This window comes from Glycomyces arizonensis DSM 44726 (assembly GCF_000482705.1).
In the GTDB taxonomy this organism is placed as follows: domain Bacteria; phylum Actinomycetota; class Actinomycetes; order Mycobacteriales; family Micromonosporaceae; genus Glycomyces; species Glycomyces arizonensis.
In genome coordinates this window covers 1-19,326 of record NZ_AXWO01000034.1, presented here as the reverse complement: position 1 = coordinate 19,326, position 19,326 = coordinate 1, and the positions used below count along the sequence as shown (strand labels likewise).

General features: G+C 70.2%; 19 protein-coding genes and 1 pseudogene. 14 read left to right on the top strand and 6 right to left on the bottom strand.

Features of this window, described 5'->3' with window-relative positions:
- Positions 1–17 precede the first annotated feature (17 nt).
- Positions 18–1,187: an ROK family transcriptional regulator gene (locus H613_RS0118980; protein WP_026925031.1), complete on the top strand. Its 1,170-nt coding sequence runs from the start codon at positions 18–20 to the stop codon at positions 1,185–1,187.
- A 1-nt stretch (position 1,188) separates the two neighbouring features.
- Here the strand turns inward: H613_RS0118980 and H613_RS0118975 are convergent, their stop codons facing one another.
- Positions 1,189–2,205, bottom strand: a complete 1,017-nt coding sequence (locus H613_RS0118975) for an ABC transporter permease subunit (RefSeq protein WP_026925030.1) — start codon at positions 2,203–2,205, stop codon at positions 1,189–1,191.
- Entirely contained in the window at positions 2,202–3,239 is a 1,038-nt protein-coding gene (locus H613_RS0118970) for an ABC transporter ATP-binding protein (RefSeq protein WP_026925029.1), read from the bottom strand. The genes H613_RS0118975 and H613_RS0118970 overlap by 4 nt, the downstream gene beginning before the upstream one ends.
- Before the next feature lie 152 nt (positions 3,240–3,391).
- Here H613_RS0118970 and H613_RS27710 point away from each other — a divergent pair, with 152 nt between their 5' ends.
- Both H613_RS27710 and H613_RS29500 read left to right on the top strand, forming a co-directional pair.
- Positions 3,392–4,183 carry an ABC transporter ATP-binding protein gene (locus tag H613_RS27710; RefSeq protein ID WP_035738613.1) on the top strand — a complete coding sequence of 264 codons (792 nt, stop codon included), beginning with the start codon at positions 3,392–3,394 and terminating at the stop codon, positions 4,181–4,183.
- Between the two features lie 141 nt (positions 4,184–4,324).
- On the top strand, positions 4,325–5,704 hold the full coding sequence (locus H613_RS29500; RefSeq protein ID WP_156926132.1) for an alpha/beta hydrolase: 1,380 nt from the start codon (positions 4,325–4,327) through the stop codon (positions 5,702–5,704).
- On the opposite strand, the gene lipB is transcribed toward H613_RS29500, so the two are convergent.
- The gene (lipB, locus tag H613_RS0118955; RefSeq protein WP_051393562.1) at positions 5,701–6,384 is read right to left on the bottom strand and encodes a lipoyl(octanoyl) transferase LipB; all 684 of its coding nucleotides are present in this window, start codon (positions 6,382–6,384) and stop codon (positions 5,701–5,703) included. The two genes, H613_RS29500 and lipB, sit on opposite strands and share 4 nt — an antisense overlap.
- A 241-nt stretch (positions 6,385–6,625) precedes the next feature.
- On the opposite strand from lipB, the gene H613_RS0118950 reads away from it, so the two are divergent.
- From H613_RS0118950 to H613_RS0118920, 7 genes are all read left to right on the top strand, one after another.
- Entirely contained in the window at positions 6,626–7,381 is a 756-nt protein-coding gene (locus tag H613_RS0118950) for an ATP-binding cassette domain-containing protein (RefSeq protein ID WP_026925027.1), read from the top strand.
- Between the two features lie 64 nt (positions 7,382–7,445).
- Positions 7,446–8,390 (top strand): glutamate ABC transporter substrate-binding protein, encoded by a 945-nt coding sequence (locus H613_RS0118945; protein WP_035738611.1) that lies wholly within the window; start codon positions 7,446–7,448, stop codon positions 8,388–8,390.
- Between the two features lie 71 nt (positions 8,391–8,461).
- Complete coding sequence (locus H613_RS0118940) at positions 8,462–9,118, top strand: amino acid ABC transporter permease (RefSeq protein ID WP_051393561.1); 657 nt, start codon at positions 8,462–8,464, stop codon at positions 9,116–9,118.
- 14 nt (positions 9,119–9,132) lie between these two features.
- Positions 9,133–10,026 (top strand): amino acid ABC transporter permease, encoded by an 894-nt coding sequence (locus H613_RS0118935; protein WP_026925024.1) that lies wholly within the window; start codon positions 9,133–9,135, stop codon positions 10,024–10,026.
- A 119-nt stretch (positions 10,027–10,145) separates the two neighbouring features.
- Complete coding sequence (locus H613_RS0118930) at positions 10,146–11,111, top strand: TAXI family TRAP transporter solute-binding subunit (protein ID WP_026925023.1); 966 nt, start codon at positions 10,146–10,148, stop codon at positions 11,109–11,111.
- 91 nt (positions 11,112–11,202) lie between these two features.
- Positions 11,203–12,171: an ATP-binding protein gene (locus H613_RS0118925; protein ID WP_026925022.1), complete on the top strand. Its 969-nt coding sequence runs from the start codon at positions 11,203–11,205 to the stop codon at positions 12,169–12,171.
- Between the two features lie 397 nt (positions 12,172–12,568).
- A complete protein-coding gene (locus H613_RS0118920; protein WP_026925021.1) occupies positions 12,569–12,979 on the top strand; it encodes an SCO5389 family protein in 411 nt (136 codons plus the stop codon).
- Between the two features lie 58 nt (positions 12,980–13,037).
- Here the strand turns inward: H613_RS0118920 and H613_RS0118915 are convergent, their stop codons facing one another.
- The 3 genes from H613_RS0118915 to H613_RS31065 all read right to left on the bottom strand — a co-directional run bounded on the left by H613_RS0118915 (position 13,038) and on the right by H613_RS31065 (position 14,470).
- A complete protein-coding gene (locus tag H613_RS0118915) occupies positions 13,038–13,745 on the bottom strand; it encodes a TetR/AcrR family transcriptional regulator (RefSeq protein WP_026925020.1) in 708 nt (235 codons plus the stop codon).
- Positions 13,746–13,764: 19 nt separating this feature from the next.
- Positions 13,765–14,169, bottom strand: a complete 405-nt coding sequence (locus H613_RS0118910; protein ID WP_026925019.1) for a hypothetical protein — start codon at positions 14,167–14,169, stop codon at positions 13,765–13,767.
- A gap of 142 nt (positions 14,170–14,311) precedes the next feature.
- On the bottom strand, positions 14,312–14,470 hold the full coding sequence (locus tag H613_RS31065; protein ID WP_156926131.1) for a hypothetical protein: 159 nt from the start codon (positions 14,468–14,470) through the stop codon (positions 14,312–14,314).
- Between the two features lie 69 nt (positions 14,471–14,539).
- On the opposite strand from H613_RS31065, the gene hisF reads away from it, so the two are divergent.
- From hisF to H613_RS27695, 4 genes and pseudogenes are all read left to right on the top strand, one after another.
- Positions 14,540–15,304: an imidazole glycerol phosphate synthase subunit HisF gene (gene hisF, locus H613_RS0118900; protein ID WP_026925018.1), complete on the top strand. Its 765-nt coding sequence runs from the start codon at positions 14,540–14,542 to the stop codon at positions 15,302–15,304.
- 112 nt (positions 15,305–15,416) lie between these two features.
- Complete coding sequence (locus H613_RS0118895) at positions 15,417–17,219, top strand: ABC transporter ATP-binding protein (RefSeq protein WP_026925017.1); 1,803 nt, start codon at positions 15,417–15,419, stop codon at positions 17,217–17,219.
- Positions 17,216–19,030 carry an ABC transporter ATP-binding protein gene (locus H613_RS27700; RefSeq protein WP_156926130.1) on the top strand — a complete coding sequence of 605 codons (1,815 nt, stop codon included), beginning with the start codon at positions 17,216–17,218 and terminating at the stop codon, positions 19,028–19,030. The genes H613_RS0118895 and H613_RS27700 overlap by 4 nt, the downstream gene beginning before the upstream one ends.
- 61 nt (positions 19,031–19,091) lie before the next feature.
- Positions 19,092–19,326, top strand: a pseudogene (locus tag H613_RS27695) (IS982 family transposase); the annotation flags it as partial.

The following is a 19,326-nucleotide window of genomic DNA, read 5'->3' as shown; positions in this document are numbered from 1 at the left end:
TCGGAGGAGCTGATCGAATGCCGAAGAGCCACACCCCAGGGGTGCCCAAGCTGCTGCGCGTCCTCAACGACCAGGCGGCGCTCAAGCTGCTGCTCGACGACGGGCCGCAGACCAGGGCCCAGCTCGCCGAGCGGACCTCGATGTCCAAGGTGACCGCCTCGCAGATGATGGAGCGGCTCCAGAGCCGCGGCCTGGTCGAGGTCGTCGGCTCCAAGTCCGGCGGGCGGGGGCCGAACGCCTCGCTGTACGCGGCCGTGCCCTCGTTCGCGCACGTCGTGGGCGTCGAGGTCGGGGCGGTGTCGGCCAAGGGCGCGTGCGCCGACTTCACCGGGACGATCGTGGGCCGCGCCGAGATCGACATCGAGGGCTCGACCGACCCGGTGTCGGTGGTGCGCCGCGTCGTCACCGACGCCGTCGCCGACGCGGGCGTCGAGATGGCCAAGGTCCACCGCGTCGTGCTCGGCACCCCCGGCGTCATCGACCCCGCCAGCGGCGAGATCGGCTTCTCGTGGAACCTGCCGGCCTGGCACCGCGGCCTGCGGACGGCGCTGAACGAGGAGCTGGGCCCCGAGGTCGTCATCGAGAACGACGTCAACCTCGCCACGGTCGCCGAGCAGCGCTCCGGCGGCGCGGGCGGGGCCTCGGACTTCGTGTACGCGTGGTTCGGCGGCGGTCTCGGCCTCGGCGTCATCCTCAATGGACGTCTGTACCGCGGCGCGAGCGGCGCGGCCGGGGAGATCGGCTTCCTGCCGGTGCCGGGCGGCGAACTGCCGACCGGCGGCGTCGTCACCCGGCTGTCGAAGGGCTCCTACCAGCGCGTCATCGGCGGCGACGCCGTGATCGAGATCGGCGCGAAGCACGGCTGGGGCGGCGCCGAGCCCGAGGACGTCGTCACCGCCGCCGTCGCCGCCGCCGAGGAGGGCGCGGCCTGCCTCGACGAGATCGCCCGCGGCATCGCCCTGGGCATCGTCGCCGTCTGCGTCCTGTTCGACCCGACCGTGGTGGTCCTCGGCGGGCCGGTGGGCTACGCGGGCGGGCTCGAACTCGCCGGGCGCGTCGCGGCGCACACCTCGCAGCTCGCGCCCGTCAACCCGAGCGTGGTCGCCGGCGCGGTCCTCGACGAGCCGATCATGCGAGGAGCGATCCTGCACGCGCTCGACGACGTCCGCGCCGGCCTCTTCGACTGAATCAAGCCGCGTCCCGCTTGGCGAACGACCACGTCGCCAGCCCAGCGAACACGAGCATGATCGCGCCCAGGAGCAGCCCCGCGTCGGTCGCGGTCAGCACCATCGGATCCGAGGCCCCGGTGACCGGGTCCCAGTGGTCGAGCCGCATCCGGCCCTCGATCCAGGCGCCGATCCACGTGTAGAGCGAGAGCAGGTCCGGGTACTTGATGCCGCTGGCGCCGAACCTGACGAAGGTCACCAGCAGCTCGCCGACGGTGAGGTAGCCGACGATGACGCCGCCCGCGATCGCGGTGTGGCGGCCCAGCATGGCCAGCGCCGATCCGATCACGGTCATGCCCAGCGCCAGCACCGCGGTGCGGCCCACCCGCGCGAGCGTGTGCTCCCACCACGGGCCGTCCATCGTCCCGGTGTCGCCGCGCACGGAGGCGGTCAGGTACAGCAGGGCGAACGCGAGCACCAGCATCGCGGCGACGGCGACGGCGCACAGCACCAGCGCGGCGGCCAGCTTGGCGCCCCACACCTTCAGCCGGTTCGGGTGCCACACCATCAGGTTCGCCATGCCGCCGCTGGACCACTCGGCGCCGATCGCCGAGGCGGCCAGGAGCATCACCAGCAGGCCGGTGACGATCGCGACGCCGATGAGCAGGAAGACGCCTTCCTGGTCGAACTGGAAGGTGTAGACGTAGATGAAGTCCTCGGGCTGGGAGTCGCCCCAGAACAGCTCCGCGCACGCCTGCTCGTGCGGCATCTCGCCGAGCACCGGGTCCTCCTCGACCCAGGAGTACTCCGAGTCGGGCGCGGCGAAGTAGTCCTCGTCGGCGGCGCAGGTCTCGTACTGCGCGTTGGCCGCGTCGGCCATCTCCTGGGCCGCGGCGAGGTCGGCTCCGCTCGGGCCGGTGGAGGAGTTGAACCACATGATGGCGGTCATGACCAGCAGAGCGCCGACGGCGAGGAGCCCGAAGAGCAGCGTCAGGCGGCGGCGCGCGATGCGGTGGAGCTCGGCTTTGAACAAATTCATCGCTGGTCGCCTCCGATGGCGGTCTCGGCGGCGGTGGCGGCCGCGGCGGGGGTCTCCTCGGTTCCGGGGACGGGCTGCCCGACCTGGACGGCCTGACCGGCCTGCGGCGCGGTCCCGGTCAGCTCCAGGAACACCGACTCGAGGTTCTTGGTCTCGGTGGTGAGCTCGGAGAGGTAGAGCCCGGCGTCGGCGAGGGTCTTGGTGACCCAGGCGGCCTCGGGCGCGCCGGTGACGACGAGGCGCTCGCGCTCGGCGGCGACCGACACGCCGCCCTCGGCGCCCACCAGGACCTCCACGGCCTCGCGGATCTGCCCGGCGTCGGCGAGGCGGACGCTCAGCTGGGAGCCCGAGTGCCCGGCGATGATGTCGGCGACCTTGCCGTCGACGATGCGCCGTCCCCTGGAGACGATCGTCATCGAGTCGCACAGCTGCTGCACCTCGGACAGCAGGTGGGAGCTGACCAGGACGGTCACCCCCTGCTCGTGGGCGAGCCACTGGAGGAGCGCCCTCATGTGGTGGATCCCGGCCGGGTCGAGGCCGTTGGCCGGCTCGTCGAGGACGAGCAGCTCGGGCTGCTTGAGCAGCGCCTGGGCCACGGCCAGGCGCTGGCGCATGCCCAGCGAGTAGCCCTTGACCGACTGCTTGGCCTGGTCCCGCAGGCCGACCTGTTCGAGGACCTCGTCGACGCGGGCGGGCGCGAGGCCCGCGCTCTCGGCCAGCAGCTGCAAGGTGAGCCGCCCCGAGAAGTGCCTGAAGAACTGCGGGGACTCCACGACCGCGCCGATGCGGGCGATGACGTGGGGGAGTCGGCGCGGCACCGCCTCGCCGAAGAGCCGCATGGTCCCGCCGTCGGTGCCGATGAGGCCCAGCAGCGCGCGCAGCGTGGTGGTCTTCCCCGATCCGTTGGGGCCCAGGAAGCCGTGGACCTGCCCGGCGGCGACCTCCATGTCGAGGCCGTCCAAGGCGTTGTGGGGCTGGCGCAAGAGCTTTCGATACGTCTTGCGCAGCCCCGAGATCTCGATGACTGAGGGCATGGGCTCACTTTCTTATAGCGCGGCCGTTCACCGGCGCGGCCTGAGCGGGGCACCGTCCAGAATGCCACCGAATATACCGGGTATAGTGTCGCGCCACCGACCGACCCGGCCGCAGACGAGCCGCCCCGACCGCCCCGTGGTTTCATTGACCCGTGGCACAGTCTGAACGCGTCCTCGACCTGTCCGGCGTCACCGTCCGACGCGGCACCAACCAGCTCCTCGACCGCGTCGACTGGCAGGTCGACGCCGATCAGCGCTGGGTGATCCTCGGCCCCAACGGCGCGGGGAAGACGACGCTGCTCAACCTAGCGGCCGCCCGAAACCACCCGACATCCGGCACCGTCGAAGTCCTCGGCGAGCGCCTCGGCCGCGTCGACGTGTTCGAACTGCGGCCCCTCATCGGCCTGACGACCACCGCCGTCGCCGAGTCCATCCCGAACGACGAGTCCGCCCTCGACGTCGTCCGCACCGCCGCCTGGGGCCGCGTGGGCCGCTGGCGCGAGGACTACGAGGACCTCGACGACGAGCGCGCCATGTCGCTGCTGCGCTGGCTCGGCGTCGCCCCGCTCGCCGAGCGCCGCTACGGCACCCTCTCCGAAGGCGAGCGCAAGCGCGTCCAGATCGCCCGCGCCCTCATGACCGACCCCGAGCTGCTGCTGCTCGACGAGCCCGCCGCCGGGCTCGACCTCGGCGCCCGCGAGGCCCTCGTCGCCACCCTCTCGGGCCTGGCCAAGGACCCAGCCGCCCCGGCGATGGTCCTCGTCACGCACCACGTCGAGGAGATCCCGCCCGGATTCACTCACGCGCTCGTGCTCTCCTCCGGCAGCGTCGTCACCGCCGGACCGCTCGACGAGGCGCTCACCTCCGAGTCGCTGTCGAAGGCCTTCGGACTGCCGCTCACCTTGACGGCCAACGGAGACCGCTACACCGCCGTCGCCGCTTAACGGTTGATCGGAGGGGCCGCAGTGACGACACGCGAGACCCGCCGCCAGCGTTCCCCGGCGGCCCGCCGACGCCCCGACCGGGCGCCGCGGCGCCGCGCGCGCGATTCGCGCCTGCTCGACCCCTCGGCTACGCTGTTGCCCGTGAGAATTCGGTGGTGGCGCGCGTCGGTCCTGCTCGTGGCCGTGTCGGTGGCCCTGGTGTACCTCGCCGGCGTCACGCGGCTCGGCGAGGCCGAGGCCGAGTCCCTCCACGCCGTCCCGACCCTCAGCGGCGACGTCGACGCGCAGGTCGCCGAGCTCCGCGCCGCCGCCCCCGTCGCGGGCGAGGACCCCGGGGCGGCCCTGGCCGCCGCCCTCGACGACCCCGGCCTCGCCGCCGAGCTGGTCGCGGCCGAGCCCGACCCCGCGGGCAGCGACCTCGCCGCGGCCCTGGCGACCCTCGAATCGGCCTCCGGGGGCCTCGACCCGGTCGAGGTCGGCGCGTTCTTCGACGAGCTCGGCGAGGCGAACACCGCATGGCTCTCGGTGCTGTACCCCGGCGTCGTCGCCTACCTGCCCGGCGCGCCCTTCGAGGCCCGCATCGACGCCAACAAGCTCGTCATCGAGGCCGCCACGCAGGCCTCGGCGTCCTTCGCCGGACCGGACCGGCCCTGGACCGAGAACACCGACCGGCCGGTGCGCGCCGAGCTCGGCCAGCTGGAGGGCTCCGACCGCGAGTTCATCTCCCTCGACCCGTACAACAACTCCGGCGGCGGCTCCTGGATCGAGCTCTTGGGCGATCTGGAGACCGCCTCGCAGGTCACGGTGCTCGTGCCCGGCGGATCGGCGGAGCTGTCCAGCGAGAACTTCAACCTCTACTACAACCGGGCCAAGACCTTCGTCGACGCCGCCGGCGGCGAGCTGGCGGTCGTGGTGTGGGCCGGCGCCTCGTGGCCGTCGGGCTGGATCGAGGAGTCCTGGGCGTCCTGGTCGCAGGTCGCCGCCGAGAGCCTCGCCTCGTTCACCTTCGACCTGCGCGCCCAGATCGGCGAGGACGTCCCGATCACGCTCGCCGGGCACTCCTACGGCGGGGCCGTCATCGGCCTGGCCGAGACCTACGAGCTCGTGGCCGACCGAGTGCTGCACATCGCCTCGGCGGGCATGGGCTACGACGTCTACAGCGCCGACGACCTGACCGAGCCGTGCCGCCCCAGGTACTCGATCACCGCGCCCGGCGACCCGATCTCCTACGTCCAGGGCATGCCGTACGTGCCGCTGCTGGGCCACGGGGCCGACCCCGACGACTTCCCCGGCACGGTGGACCTGGCCACCGGGAACCTCTCCGACAGCCCCGACGCGGTCGACGACTACGGCGTCAGCCTGGCCGAGCAGGGCATCTTGGGCAAAACCGTGGAGGGCGTCCACTCGCACTCGGAGGTCTTCTACCCCGAGTCGGACGCCTGGAACAACATCCTGGCCGTCATGCTCGGCGAGCAGCCCGAGCCGGCCGACTCCCAACCCGAGCCGATGCCCGGCTGCTAATCGCTTTCGAGCAGCAGCGGCAGGTGCCGCTCGACGACCGGCGTCACCTCGTCGACGGTGACCTCCCGGCCCAGCTCGGCCGACAGGCTCGTGACGTCCGCGTCCGTGATCGCGCACGGCGCGATCCGGCTCCAGGCGCTCATGTCCGGGTTGCAGTTGAGCGCGAAGCCGTGCATCGTCGTCGCCCACCGCACCCGCACGCCGATCGCGCAGATCTTGCGCTCAGGGCCGGAGTCGTCGGCCGGGAGCCAGACGCCGGTGCGGTCCCGCAGGCGCCCGCGGGCCGAGGTCACCCCGAACTCGTGGCAGACCGCGGCGATCATGTCCTCCACGCGCCGCACGTACGCGACGACGTCGACCTTCCGGCGCATCTTCATGATCGGATAGCCGACGAGCTGCCCGGGGCCGTGCCAGGTGATCTGCCCGCCCCGGTCGACGGTGACGACCGGCGTGCCGTCCTGCGGCAGCGCCCACGCCTCGGTGCGCTTCCCGGCGGTGTAGACGCTCGGGTGCTGGAGCAGCAGGACGGTGTCGTCGATCTCGTCGTCGATGCGCCGCTGCTGGAGCAGCTTCTGGTAGTCCCAGGCCTCCTGGTACTCGACCAGTCCGCGCTTCTCGACCGTGATCCTCTTGTCGACTCCGTCAACCGTGACACCTGCGGTCTCCACTGGCACGCTCATGGTTCGACACTAGTCCGATCCGATGCCGCCCACCAGCGTCCGCGGTGTGATCCGGCGGCGCACCCGGGGCCTACGACGCGAGCGTGCATCTTTACGTTGCCGTTATCCAACTGCCGACTTCTCGCGTCCCACCGCGGCCCCGTCGAGTCGCGGTGAGCTGCCACACTAATATTCCAACGGTAATCAAGCCGTATCCGCTCGCCCCGTGCTCGACGAGGGTTCACAACCAGCAGGGACACGAATGGAAGAGACGCAGCCGAAGACCCCCATGGTCGCCATCTCCGGGGTCAACAAGTATTTCGGGGACCTGCACGCGCTGCGGGACATCGACCTCACCGTCGACGAGAGCGAAGTCGTCGTCCTCATCGGACCATCCGGGTCCGGGAAGTCCACGCTGTGCCGCACCATCAACCGGCTGGAGACCACCGACTCCGGTTCGATCACCGTCAACGGACGGCCCCTGCCGGAGGAGGGCCGCGCCCTCGCCGAGCTGCGCGCCGACGTCGGCATGGTCTTCCAGCACTTCAACCTCTTCGCGCACCTGACGGTCCTCGAGAACGTCACCCTCGGCCCGATCAAGGTCCGCCGCCAATCCAAGGCCAAGGCCGAAGAACGCGCCCGCGCGCTCCTCGACCGCGTCGGGCTCTCCGACAAGGCGTCCTCCTACCCCGCCCAGCTCTCCGGCGGCCAGCAGCAGCGCGTGGCGATCGCCCGCGGCCTGGCCATGGACCCCAAGCTGATGATGTTCGACGAGCCGACCTCCGCGCTCGACCCCGAGATGATCAACGAGGTCCTCGACGTCATGCAGGACCTCGCCCGCGAAGGCATGACGATGGTGGTCGTCACCCACGAGATGGGCTTCGCCCGCCGCGCCGCCAACCGCGTCGTGTTCATGGCCGACGGGCAGATCGTCGAGACCGCCACCCCCGCGGACTTCTTCGACAATCCGCAGACGGAGCGCGCTCAGGACTTCCTGTCGAAGGTAATGACCCACTGACGGACGAACCAGGTCCCCGACACGCAATGCCGGTCGGTGCCTCAAGGAAAGGAAACACGGAATCATGCGTATGTTCCGAAGAAGCGTCATCGCGGGCATCGCGGTCGCGACCATGGCCCTGGCCGCCGCCTGCTCGGGTGAGGCCAGCAAGGAGCAGGAGAAGGAGGAGGACGTCCAGGAGTCGGTCGGCGACTACGCGATGGAGCAGGCCGCCGAGCTCCCGGCGGGCTTCATCCAGGACATCAAGGACAAGGGCGTGCTCGTCGTCGGCTCCAAGTTCGACCAGCCGCTCATCGGCCAGCGGGACACGGCCACCGGCAAGATCGAGGGCTTCGACGCCGAGATGGCGCGCCTGCTGACGCTGCGCATCTTCGGCACCGTCGACGAGGAGGGCGACGACGCGAACCTCAAGTTCGTCGAGACGACCTCCGAGAACCGCGAGACCTACGTCAACGACGGCACCGTCGACGTGGTCATCGCGTCCTACTCGATGTACCCCGAGCGCCTGCCGAACTTCGACTTCGCCGGCCCCTACTTCGACACCGGCCAGAACGTGATGGTCGCGGCCGACAACACCGACGTCCAGTCGGTCGCCGACCTCGCCGGCAAGCAGGTGTGCATCGCCGAGGGCTCGGGCTCCATCGAGAACATGCAGGAGGAGAACCCCGACGCCGAGGTCACGACCCTCGCCGACTACGCGGCGTGCGCCGAGGCCCTCGCGAACGGCCAGACCGACGCGGTGAGCACCGACGAGACGATCCTCTACGGCTTCACCGTCGACAGGCCCGACGCGTTCCGCGTCCTCGACAGCTCGAACATCTTCACCGAGGAGCCCTACGGCATCGCCATGCCGCTGGGCGAGACCGACGCGCGCATGTTCATCAACGACATGATCGACGAGGCGCTCGCCAACGGCGACTGGGAGAAGGCGTTCAACCTGACGTTCGGCGCCGCCGGCATGCCGATGCCGGAGACGCTGCCCGAGCCCAACCGCTACGAGCCGTTCTAGTCCGAGAGTAAGCGTCACGGTGGCGCCTGCCTGGTAGCAGGCGCCACCGTTCGCCTCATGGAGGAGTCCACTTGTTCGACAACTTCGATCTGATGGTGGCCGCCCTCTGGGACGGGCTGTTCACCACGATCTGGGTGACCCTCGCGAGCTTCGCGATAGCCCTAGTGATCGGCGCGATCCTGGCGGTCATGCACGTCAGCCCCGCCCCGCCCGCCCGCTGGGCCGCCAACGCCTACACCCAGACGTTCCGCAACGTCCCCCTGCTCGCGGTCCTGTTCATCCTCTTCTTCGGCTTCCCCAAGATCGGCATCTCGGCCGAGAACTGGGTCTGGGCGCTCGTCGGCCTCGGCACCTACACCGGCGCGTTCGTCGGCGAGACGCTGCGCAGCGGCATCAACTCGATCCCGCTCGGCCAGGCCGAGGCGGCCCGCTCGATCGGCCTGACGTTCGGCCAGTCGCTGAGCAGCGTGATCCTCCCGCAGGCGTTCCGGTCGGTCATCGCCCCCATCGGCACCCTCCTGACCGCCCTGGTCAAGAACAGCGCCCTGGTCCTGGCCATCGGCGTCCCCGAACTCAGCGCCCAGGCGCAGCGTCTGATCAACGACAACCGGGACCGCTTCGACCTGTGGGCGGTCATCATCGGCGTACTGATCAGCTACCTGATCGTCAACCTCATCATCAGCTACTTCGTCCGGCTCGCTGAGAAGCGCGCCGTCTTCGTACGGTGAACCGGAGGACACCCATGAGCCGACCCCAAGAGAGCACCGTCCTGTTCGACGCGCTCGGCCCGCGCGGCCGCATGCGTACGCGGTGGGCCTCGATCATCTCGATCATCGTCCTGGCGGCGATCGCCGCTTTCGCGGTCTGGAAGCTGGCGGCCGAGAGCTTCTTCGAGCAGTCCCGCTGGATCAACCCGCTGGACGCGCTCATCGTCGAGACCACCTGGATCCCCGACCTCCTCAACACGTTGACGGCCTTCGCGCTCGGCTCGGTCGGCGCGCTCCTGCTCGGCGTCGTCGTCGGCTTCGGGCGGGTCTCGAAGAACCCGGTCGTCCGCTTCCTGTCGATGATCTACGTCCAGTTCTTCCGCGCGATCCCGCTGCTGCTGCTGATCTGGATCCCCTTCACGATCGACGGCGCCTTCGGCTTCACGACCGACACGCTCGGCTTCGACGTCGAAGGCCGACGCCTGACGTTCCTCGTGGTGGGCCTGGCCGTCTACAACGGCGCGGTGCTGGCCGAGATCATGCGCTCGGGCATCAACGCGCTGCCGCCGGGCCAGGCGATGGCCGGGTACGCGGTGGGCCTGCGCCACGGGCAGGTCATGCGCATCATCGTGCTGCCGCAGGCCATGCGGAACATGCTGCCCGCCGTGCTGGCCCAGCTGGTGATCCTCCTGAAGGACACCGCGCTCGGCTACGTCATCACCTATCCGGAGCTGCTGCACGGCGCCCAGAACATCGGGCGCGACTACGCCCAGTCGTTCCTCCAGGCGCTGCTCATCGCCGCGTTCATCTACTTCGTGCTGGCCTACGCGCTCTCGAAGGTCGTGGTCCTGGTCGAGCGGCGGATCAGCCGCAAGACCGCGTCCTCTTCCAAGGCCGTCCGCCACGTGGAGGCCGTGGCCTCGGAGTGAGCGCATGACTCGAGCGGCCGGTCGGGATGACTTCCGACCGGCCGCTTCGCCTTCCCCTGTCGACGCGCGAGTCGTAGAGTGAACCTGGCGAATCCGACGAATCGGGGGAGAGGGAGCACATGCACGGTCTGACCGCGCGCCTCGCCGTGATGCTGGCCACTGTCCTGCTCGCGGGGTGCGGCACGGCGGCCGAACAGGGGCCGCCGGAGAGCGGCCCGCTGGAGACCATGGTCATGGGCACCGGCCCGGTCGGCGGCACCTACTACCCGCTCGGCGGCGCGATCGCGCAGATGTGGAGCGACGAGGTCGACGACCTGACCGTCTCCACGCTCGCCACCGACGCCTCGGTCGACAATCTGCGCGCGTTGGACGCGGGCGACCTCCAGCTCGGCATGGCCGTCAGCGGCGTCGCCTCGCACGCCGCCGCCGGGGAGGGCGAGTTCGACGGCGACGCGCTCGACTTCACCTTGATCGGCAACCTCTACCCCGAGGTCGTGCAGATCGCGGCCGCGCCCGGCTCGGGGATCGAGACTCTCGCCGATCTCGACGGACGGCGCGTGGCGGTCGGCCCCGCCGGGTCGGGCACCCGCGCGATGGCCGAGGCGATCTTCCGGGCCGCGGGCGTCACTCCGGTCGAGACCGTCGAGGAGGACTTCGGGGAGGCCGCCGTCGATCTCGGCGAAGGCGCGGTCGACGCGGCCGTGGGCGTCCTCGCCTTGCCCGACATGGCGATCGGCGAGACCGCGAAGGGCGCCGACATCGAGCTGGTGCCGATCCCGGGCGACGTGCGGGCCGCGCTCGCCGCCGCCGACCCGACGCTGAGCGAGACCGAGATCCCGGCGGGGACCTACACCGGGGTCGACGCGTCCGTCACCACGCTGCGGACCTGGGCCGCGCTCTACGCCATGCGCGACCTCGACGAGGACCAGGTCTACCGGCTCACCGAGGCGCTCTACGAGCACGGCGGGTCGCTCGACAACTCGACCGCCGGGGCGATCGACGCGACCACCGCGACCGAGGGCCGCGTCGGCGTCGACCTCCATCCCGGCGCGGCCAGATACTACGAGGAGCAGGTCCTTCACTGAATCGATCCATATGAGGCGCAATCACATTGGGCGCCTGCTACTCTCTTGTTGATATTAGAAACCATTTTCAACAAGTGGAGGACTCTCCGATATGAAGCTCGCCTTCGTCGGTAAGGGCGGTTCGGGCAAGACCACGATGGCGTCGCTGTTCGCGCGGCGCGCGGCCGGCCTCGGCCACGCCGTGATGGCCATCGACGCCGACATCAACCAGCACCTCGCCGCCGCGCTCGGCCTCGACCCCGACGAGGCCGCGATCGACCCGGTCCTCGGCGAGCGCCTCGGCGACGTCAAGGAGTACCTGCGGGGGACCAACCCGCTGATCCCCTCGGCCGAGCTGATGCTCAAGACCACCCCGCCCGGCCCCGGATCGCGCCTGCTGACGGTGGGGGAGTCGAACCCGGTCTACGACGAGGTCTTCCGCGACGTCGAGGGCATCCGCTTCGCCGCCACCGGCGGCTTCGTCGACGACGACCTCGGCGTGGCCTGCTACCACTCCAAGGTCGGCGCCGTCGAACTCATGCTCAACCACATGATCGACCGCGAGGACGAGTTCGTCGTCGTCGACATGGTCGCCGGAGCCGAGGCCTTCGCCTCGGGCATGTTCACCCGCTTCGACCAGACGTTCCTCGTCTGCGAGCCGACCCTGCGCAGCGTCGGCGTCTACCGGCAGTACGCCGGATACGCCGCCGACTACGACGTCGACATCGCCGTGATCGGCAACAAGATCGACGATGCGGACGACGTCGACTTCCTGCGCGAGCACGTCGGCGAGGCCCTCCTCGGGTGGTGCTCGCGCTCGCGCTACATCAAGGCCGCCGAACGCGGGAGGATCGGGCCGATCGATGAGCTGGAGGAGGACAACCTCGCCGTGCTCGACGCCGCCCGCGAGCGGGCCGTGGCCGCGGGGAAGGACTGGGAGAAGTTCACGCGCCAAGCCCACGAGTTCCACCGCCGCGCCGCCGAGTCGTGGGGCAACGACCGTGCCGGAATCGACCTGGCCGACCAGATCGTCCCGGACTACATCCTCGGCGAACACCTCCTGCGGGCCCAGACGGTCTAAGGGATGCGCTCGCGAGCCGAGGCGCGGCTCGGCGAAATCAGTGGCCGGGGACGAAGTCCCCTCGACGGGCTCGCGGCCGAGTCCGGCCCGACCGTGGGCCCCGAGCGCTCCACCGGGTCGAGGGTGCACCTGCGCCGAAGGGCGGCCTGGCCGCGACCCGACCGGCGAGCAGGTCCGAGACGCCGAGGCGCGGCCCGCGCTGCGCAACGCCGTCAGGGTGCTTGAGCAGGGGACTTCCGCGCGCCGCGTCGCCGGCGCTCGGCGCCCGGTCGTTCCTCCTTCTCACACAACCTGTCTAGACGAATTGCGCATGAAACCTGAATACGTCGATTACCCGACAGCGGAGAGTCACGATTCCCCGCACAATGAACCGGATCCGAACCGAGAGGAGAACCGCATGTCCCTTGACGTCTCAGAGGACCTGCTCGCCAAAGCCGAGGAGGGGGAGGTCGGCGACGCCGAATTCATCGACTGCGTGAAGCACTCGCTGCCCTTCGCCTGGGAGCTCGTCACCAAGGTGGTGGCGGACCTGAAGAGCGGCGTGTCGTCGTCGACCGGCTCCACCCAGTTCGCGGACAACACCGTGCCGCCGCCGGACGAGCAGGCGAGGGGCCAGCTGCTGCGGGCCCTGGCCTCTGACTCCATGCGGGGGGCGCTGGAGCGCCACTTCGGGGTGAAGCTGGCGTTCCAGAACTGCCACCGGCTGGCCGCCTTCCCGCCTTCGGAGGTCGACTCCGACACGTACCGCAAGTTCATCTCCCCGCGCGGGCAGCTGCTCAACCAGTCGCCGGAACTGCGCGACTGCTAGGGGACAGGAACGCCGGTGGGGCCGGGGGAGGCAATGCCCTCGGCCCCACCGGCCCCGCTCACTCGGGCCTCCTGGTGATCAGGAAGTCCCGCACGAGCTCCTCGCCCTGCTTCACCAGCGGCCGCAGGATCCGCAACCGCGAGAGCGCCACCACGCGGGCCGCCAGCGGCGCCGTCCGGCGCGCCAGCTCGCGCGATTTCTCCTGGTCCTCCGAGGCGTCGTAGACCCAGTACAGGACCACCACCATCTGGTGCAGCCACAGCATCTCCGGCAGGATGTCGGCCATGTCCTTCGGGACGCGCGTCTTCGAGCCCTCCAGCACCTCGCGGTAGAGCGCGACGTCCCGCTCGCGGCTCTCCGATGAGTCCTCGGAGAACGGGCTCAGCGGGCTGTTCGGGTCGGCCGCGTTGCGGAAGAACTGGCCGGCGAAGTCGTGGTAGGGCCCGGCGATCTCCAGCCAGGCCAGCAGGGCCGCCTCGATGCGCTCGGCGAGGGTCTCCTTGCCTTCGAGCGCCGCCGGGGTGATCGCGGCGTGGCGCATGGTGGCCTGCTCGTAGAAGCCCTGGATCAGGTGCTCTTTGGACTTGAAGTAGTAGTAGGCGTTCCCCACCGAGACACCGGCTTCGGCGGCGATCGCCCGCATGGTCGTGCCGTCGTAACCGCGCTCGGCGAACATGTCGAGCGCGACGTCCAGAATGCGCTGGCGCGTCCGCTCCCCCTTCGAGGAAGGACGGGCGGACGCGTCGTTCGAAGCCGCTCTGCTCACGAGCGCAAGCCTACTTGGGTCAGGCGCCGTATGCCTGCGGTCGCTGCGGGGGCTCAAGAGTGGCAAGGGTCCTCGCGTCGACGTGGGCGTGCTTGCGGAAGGCGTTGAGGACGATCACGTTGACCACGTGCAGGACGCCGAGCACGAGCAGGACCGCGCCGATCTTGAGCGCCACGGTCTCGAAGACGCCGCGGGCGTCATCGATCGGTTCGGCGGTGCGCAGCCACAGGGCCACGAACCCGAAGTTGAGCAGGTAGAAGCCGACCTGGAGCAGCTTGTTCACGGCGTGGGCGAGCTGCTCGTCCCCGGCGAAGACGTCCTTGATGAAGTGGAACCCGTTGGCCCCGAGGGTGCGGGCCACCCAGACGGTCAGCGGGATGGCGACGACGAGGTAGGCGATGTAACCGACGACTGCCATGTCCATGACAGCGCTCCGTTCTCTCCGAGGGAATGGAATAGTTGAACATGTTCAACTCCTGAGTTCACGCTACTCGGGGTCTTGAACATGTTCAACTTTCGTTCCGGAAAGGTCGCGCAGAACACATTCGGGGAGCTCGGCGTCCTACCTATAGGAGGCCGCCCTCCTTGGCGGCGTACGCCGCCTTCTCGAGCGGGAGCCGGACGAGGGCCTCAATCGTCGTGCCCTCCCGCTCGGCCGCATCCTTCAGCTGCTGGTACGCGAGATCGGAGATCTCGACCGTGATCGTCTTCATAGGTGCGTTCATGACAGCAAGCGTGATACCCGGCGCCAAATCGAACGGGGACCGACACGCCCCACCCTGTAGGCTTTTCGCGTGACTGTTGCGGTACGCGTGATCCCCTGCCTCGACGTCGACGCCGGGCGCGTCGTCAAGGGCATCCAGTTCGAGAACCTGCGCGACGCGGGCGACCCCGTCGAGCTCGCCGCCGCCTACGACGCGGCCGGCGCCGACGAGCTCACCTTCCTCGACGTCTCCGCCTCCTCAGGCGGCCGCGCCACCATGTACGACGTCGTCGCCCGCACCGCCGAGCAGGTCTTCATCCCCCTCACCGTCGGCGGCGGCGTCCGCACCCCCGACGACGTCGACCGGCTCCTGCGCGCCGGGGCCGACAAGGTCGGCGTCAACACCGCCGCCATCGCCCGCCCCGAGGTCATCTCCGAGATCGCCGACCGCTTCGGCAACCAGGTCCTCGTCCTCTCCGCCGACGTCGCCTCCGGCCGCGGAACCGACTCCGGCTGGGAGGTCACCACCCACGGCGGCCAGAAGCGCCCCACCGGCCTCGACGCCGTCGAATGGTGCGCCCGCGCCGCCGAGCTCGGTGCCGGGGAGATCCTCCTCAACTCGATCGACGCCGACGGTTCCAAGGCCGGGTTCGACCTGCCGCTCATCGCCGCCGTCCGCGCCGCCGTCGACATCCCCGTCATCGCCTCCGGCGGCGCCGGCAAGGCCGCCGACTTCCCGCCCGCCGTCGACGCCGGGGCCGACGCCGTGCTCGCCGCCTCGATCTTCCACTTCGGCGACGTCGCGATCGGCGAGGTCAAGCGCGAACTCGCCGACGCGGGCCACCCCGTGCGCTGACCGAAGCGCCGAAAGCGGTTTGGCAACCGTCGTACGCGCGAGGCATCATTGCAGGCGGCCGCTTGCCTGCCGTACGGCAAGTACCGCCCCGCGCCCACCACCGGAGAGCCCCATGACCGACGCTGCCGTCGATTCCAGCATCCTTCGCCAAGGGCTGAGCAACATCGGCGACATGATCAAGATCGAACCCAAGCGATTCACCGTCGCGGTCGTCGGCGCCATGGTCAACACCGCCATGCAGATGACCGTCGCGTTCATCATCGGCTGGGTCGTCTCCCAGGTCGCCGTCCCCGCCTACGAGAACGGCGAGGTCGGCACCGGCTCGGTCGCCATCGGCGTCGGCGCCCTGCTCGGGATGTCCATCCTGCGCTTCTCCAGCATGTGCGCCCGCCGCATCGGCTCGGGCACGCAGATGTTCCAGGTCCAGGCCCACTGGCGCCGCAAGGTCACCCGCCGATACCTGGCCCTGCCGGTCTCCTGGCACCAGAAGCACCCGACCGGGACGCTCCTGTCGAACGCCAACGCCGACGTCGAGGCCGCCACCCGGCCGCTCGCGCCCCTGCCGTTCGCCTGCGGCACCGTGTTCATGCTCGTCCTCTCGATGGTCGTGTTCTTCACCATCGACTGGGCCATCGCCCTGGTCGCCCTCGGCATGTTCCCGGCCCTGTTCACCCTCAACGCGGTCTTCGCCTCCAAGATGGCCCCGCGCGCCAAGCGGGCCCAGGAGCTGCGCGCGGCCGTCTCCGCCGACGGCCACGAGTCCTTCGACGGCGCCCTGGTCGTCAAGGCCATGGGCCGCGAGGCCGCCGAGACCGAGCGGTTCACCGTCACCGCGAACGAGCTGCGCGACGCCATGATCGGCGTCGGCCGCCTGCGGGCCGCCTTCGAACCGCTCATCCAGGGCCTGCCCGAGCTCGGCACGCTCCTGGCGCTCCTGGTCGGCCTCACCCGCTACCAGGCGGGCGCGATCGGCCTCGGCGAGCTCGTGACCGTCTCGTTCATGTTCTCCATCCTGGCCTTCCCCGTCCGCGCCATCGGCTGGGTCCTCGGCGACCTCCCCACCTCCGTGGTCGGGCGCCGCCGCGTCAACGGCGTCCTCGCCTCCACCGGCGACATGACGTACGGGACCCGCGAACTCGAGGGCACGGGCCCGGCCCGCCTCGAATTCGACTCGGTGGCCTACACCTACGCAGACGGCTCCGAAGCCCTGACCGACGTCTCCTTCGCCGTGGAGCCGGGCACGACCGTCGCGCTCGTCGGCGCCACCGGCTCGGGCAAGTCGACCCTCGCCCACCTCGCGGCCCGGCTCACCGACCCCACCTCGGGCGCGGTCCGGTTCGACGGCGTCGACCTGCGCGAACTGACCCACCGCAGCCTCGCCGACACCTGCGCCCTCGTCCAGCAGGTCCCCTTCGTCTTCGACGACACCGTCCGCGCCAACCTCTCACTCGACCGCGAGGGCATCGACGACGCCCGCGTCTGGCAGGCGCTCGCCGCAGCCGGGGCCGACAAGTTCGTCGGCGACCTCGAAGCCGGTCTCGACACCGAGCTCGGCGAGCGGGGCACCACGCTCTCGGGCGGGCAGCGGCAGCGCCTCACCCTCGCCCGCGCCCTCGCGGGCAGGCCGCGGCTCCTCGTCCTCGACGACGCCACCAGCGCCGTCGACCCCAAGGTCGAATCGGAGATCCTGGCCAGGCTCAAGGGTTCGGCCGACGCCGCCGGGGTCCTCGTCGTCGCCTACCGCAGGGCCACCATCGCCCTGGCCGACGAGGTCGTCTTCCTCGACGGCGGCCGCATCACCGCCCGCGGCACCCACGCCGAACTGCTCCAGACCCACCGGCCGTACGCCGACCTCGTCACCGCCTACGAGCGGGCCGAGGCCGAGCGCGAATTCGACGAGGAGAACGCCGCGTGAGCACCGACACCGCCCCGAAACGGAACGAGCCCGCCTCCCCCGAGGAGAAGGACGAGCCCGGCCCGTTCGAGACCCTCGGCCGCGGCCTGCGGCTCTCGCCCGAGCTGCGCAGCGGCCTGGCGTTCACGCTCGTCCTCGCCGCGATCACCTCGGTCGGCCGCCTCGTCGTGCCCGTCTCGGCCCAGAAGGTCCTCGACAACGGCCTGTTCGGGCCCGGCGGCCCGAACGTGGAGTACGTCCTGGGCGTCACCGCGGTCGGCGTCGGGATCCTCGCGATCACGACCACCTCGAACTACCTGATGAACAAGCGGCTGTTCATCGTCACCGAGACGGCGCTGGCGAACCTGCGGCGGCGCACCTTCCGCCACATCCACGACCTGTCGATGCTGCACCAGCAGTCGGAGCGCCGCGGCTCGCTGACCGCCCGCGTGACCACCGACATCGACACGGTCAGCCAGTTCCTCCAGCAGGGCGGCATGCAGATCGTCACCTCGCTGGCCCAGATCGTGGTGGCCACCGTGGTCATGGCCGTCTACTCCTGGCAGCTGGCGCTCGCGGTGTGGATCGTGTTCGTGCCGGTCAGTCTGCTCATCAAGTGGCTCCAGAAACACCTGGCGAACGCCTACTCGAACGTGCGCAAGTCGGTCGCGGCGATGCTCTCGGCCGTCTCGGAGTCGGTCGTGGGCGCGGGCGTGGTGCGCTCCTACGGGGTCGGCGCGCGGACCTCGGAGCGGCTCGACGCCTCGATCGAGGAGCACCGCCACAACCAGGCCAGGGCGATCCGGCGCTCGGCGTTCTCCTTCGGCGCCGGCGAGATCGTCCACTTCGGGGTGTACGCGGTCGTGGTGGTCCTGGGCGCCTACCTGGTGGCGGGCGAGACGATGACGGTCGGGCAGCTGACGGCGTTCCTGTTCCTGGTGACGCTGTTCATCCAGCCGATCGTGACCGCCACCGAGATGCTCAACGAGGCGCAGAACGCGGTCTCGGGCTGGCGCCGGGTGCTCGACATCCTCGACACCGAACCCGACGTGGCCGACCCGGCCGACGGCACCGACCTGCCGGACGGCCCGATCGGGGCGCGCTTCGAGAACGTCCGCTTCGCCTACCCGGGCGGCGAGGAGGTCCTGCACGGCATCGACGTCGAGATCCGCCCCCACAGCAAGGTCGCCGTCGTCGGCGAGACCGGCTCGGGCAAGACGACGTTCGCGAAGCTCCTGACGCGACTGATGGACCCGACCTCCGGACAGGTGGTGCTCAGCGGCAGGCCGCTGACCGGCGTCACGTTCGCGTCGCTGCGCTCGCGGGTCACGATGGTGCCGCAGGAGGGCTTCCTGTTCAACGGCACGCTCGCCCACAACGTCCGCTTCGCGAAGCCGGAGATCGGCGAGGCCGAGATCTACGTGGCGTTCTCCGAACTGGGACTGGCCGAGTGGGTCGACGGTCTCCCGCACGGCCTCGACACCGAGCTCGGCGAGGGCGGCGCGAACCTGAGCGTCGGCGAACGCCAGCTCGTCTCGCTCGTGCGCGCCTACGTGGCCGACCCGGACCTCATGGTCCTCGACGAGGCGACCAGCGCCGTCGACCCGGCCACGGAGCTGCGGCTGTCGGCCGCGCTCGACGCGGTCACGCGCGGGCGGACCACGGTGATCATCGCGCACCGCCTGTCGACGGCCGAGACCTCGGACGAGGTCCTGGTCTTCGACGACGGGAACCTCGTCCAGCACGGCCCGCACGCCGAACTGGCGGCCGAGGAGGGCTCGGTCTACGCGGGCCTCCACGGCTCCTGGATCGAGCAGACCCGCTCGGCCTAGATGATTGATTCCTAACCCGGTCGGGTCGTGACCAGCAGGAGAGGGTCTCGTTGAGTGAAGTGTGAACAATACTCAGGACATCGAGACCCTCTTGACCGCACTCTACGTGGTCGTTGACGATCACGTCATCCCCCGGGAGGGGCGAAAGCCCGGAAAGCCGAAGGAGCTCAGCGACGCCGAGCTGGTGTGCCTCATGGTTGCCCAGCACCTGTTCCAGGTCAAAGGCGAGCGCCGCTGGGTTCGTTACGCCCGCAAGAACTTCCGACACCTGTTCCCGTACATTCCGAACCAGTCCG

Bases quoted from the DNA above. Each gene is read 5' to 3' on its own strand.
- H613_RS0118980 (WP_026925031.1), top strand. From the start codon at position 18: ATGCCGAAGAGCCACACCCCAGGGGTGCCCAAGCTGCTGCGCGTCCTC.
- H613_RS0118975 (WP_026925030.1), bottom strand. From the start codon at position 2,205: ATGAATTTGTTCAAAGCCGAGCTCCACCGCATCGCGCGCCGCCGCCTG.
- H613_RS0118970 (WP_026925029.1), bottom strand. From the start codon at position 3,239: ATGCCCTCAGTCATCGAGATCTCGGGGCTGCGCAAGACGTATCGAAAG.
- lipB (WP_051393562.1), bottom strand. From the start codon at position 6,384: ATGAGCGTGCCAGTGGAGACCGCAGGTGTCACGGTTGACGGAGTCGAC.
- H613_RS0118950 (WP_026925027.1), top strand. From the start codon at position 6,626: ATGGAAGAGACGCAGCCGAAGACCCCCATGGTCGCCATCTCCGGGGTC.
- H613_RS0118945 (WP_035738611.1), top strand. From the start codon at position 7,446: ATGCGTATGTTCCGAAGAAGCGTCATCGCGGGCATCGCGGTCGCGACC.
- H613_RS0118935 (WP_026925024.1), top strand. From the start codon at position 9,133: ATGAGCCGACCCCAAGAGAGCACCGTCCTGTTCGACGCGCTCGGCCCG.
- H613_RS0118930 (WP_026925023.1), top strand. From the start codon at position 10,146: ATGCACGGTCTGACCGCGCGCCTCGCCGTGATGCTGGCCACTGTCCTG.
- H613_RS0118925 (WP_026925022.1), top strand. From the start codon at position 11,203: ATGAAGCTCGCCTTCGTCGGTAAGGGCGGTTCGGGCAAGACCACGATG.
- H613_RS0118920 (WP_026925021.1), top strand. From the start codon at position 12,569: ATGTCCCTTGACGTCTCAGAGGACCTGCTCGCCAAAGCCGAGGAGGGG.
- H613_RS0118910 (WP_026925019.1), bottom strand. From the start codon at position 14,169: ATGGACATGGCAGTCGTCGGTTACATCGCCTACCTCGTCGTCGCCATC.
- H613_RS31065 (WP_156926131.1), bottom strand. From the start codon at position 14,470: ATGAACGCACCTATGAAGACGATCACGGTCGAGATCTCCGATCTCGCG.
- H613_RS0118895 (WP_026925017.1), top strand. From the start codon at position 15,417: ATGACCGACGCTGCCGTCGATTCCAGCATCCTTCGCCAAGGGCTGAGC.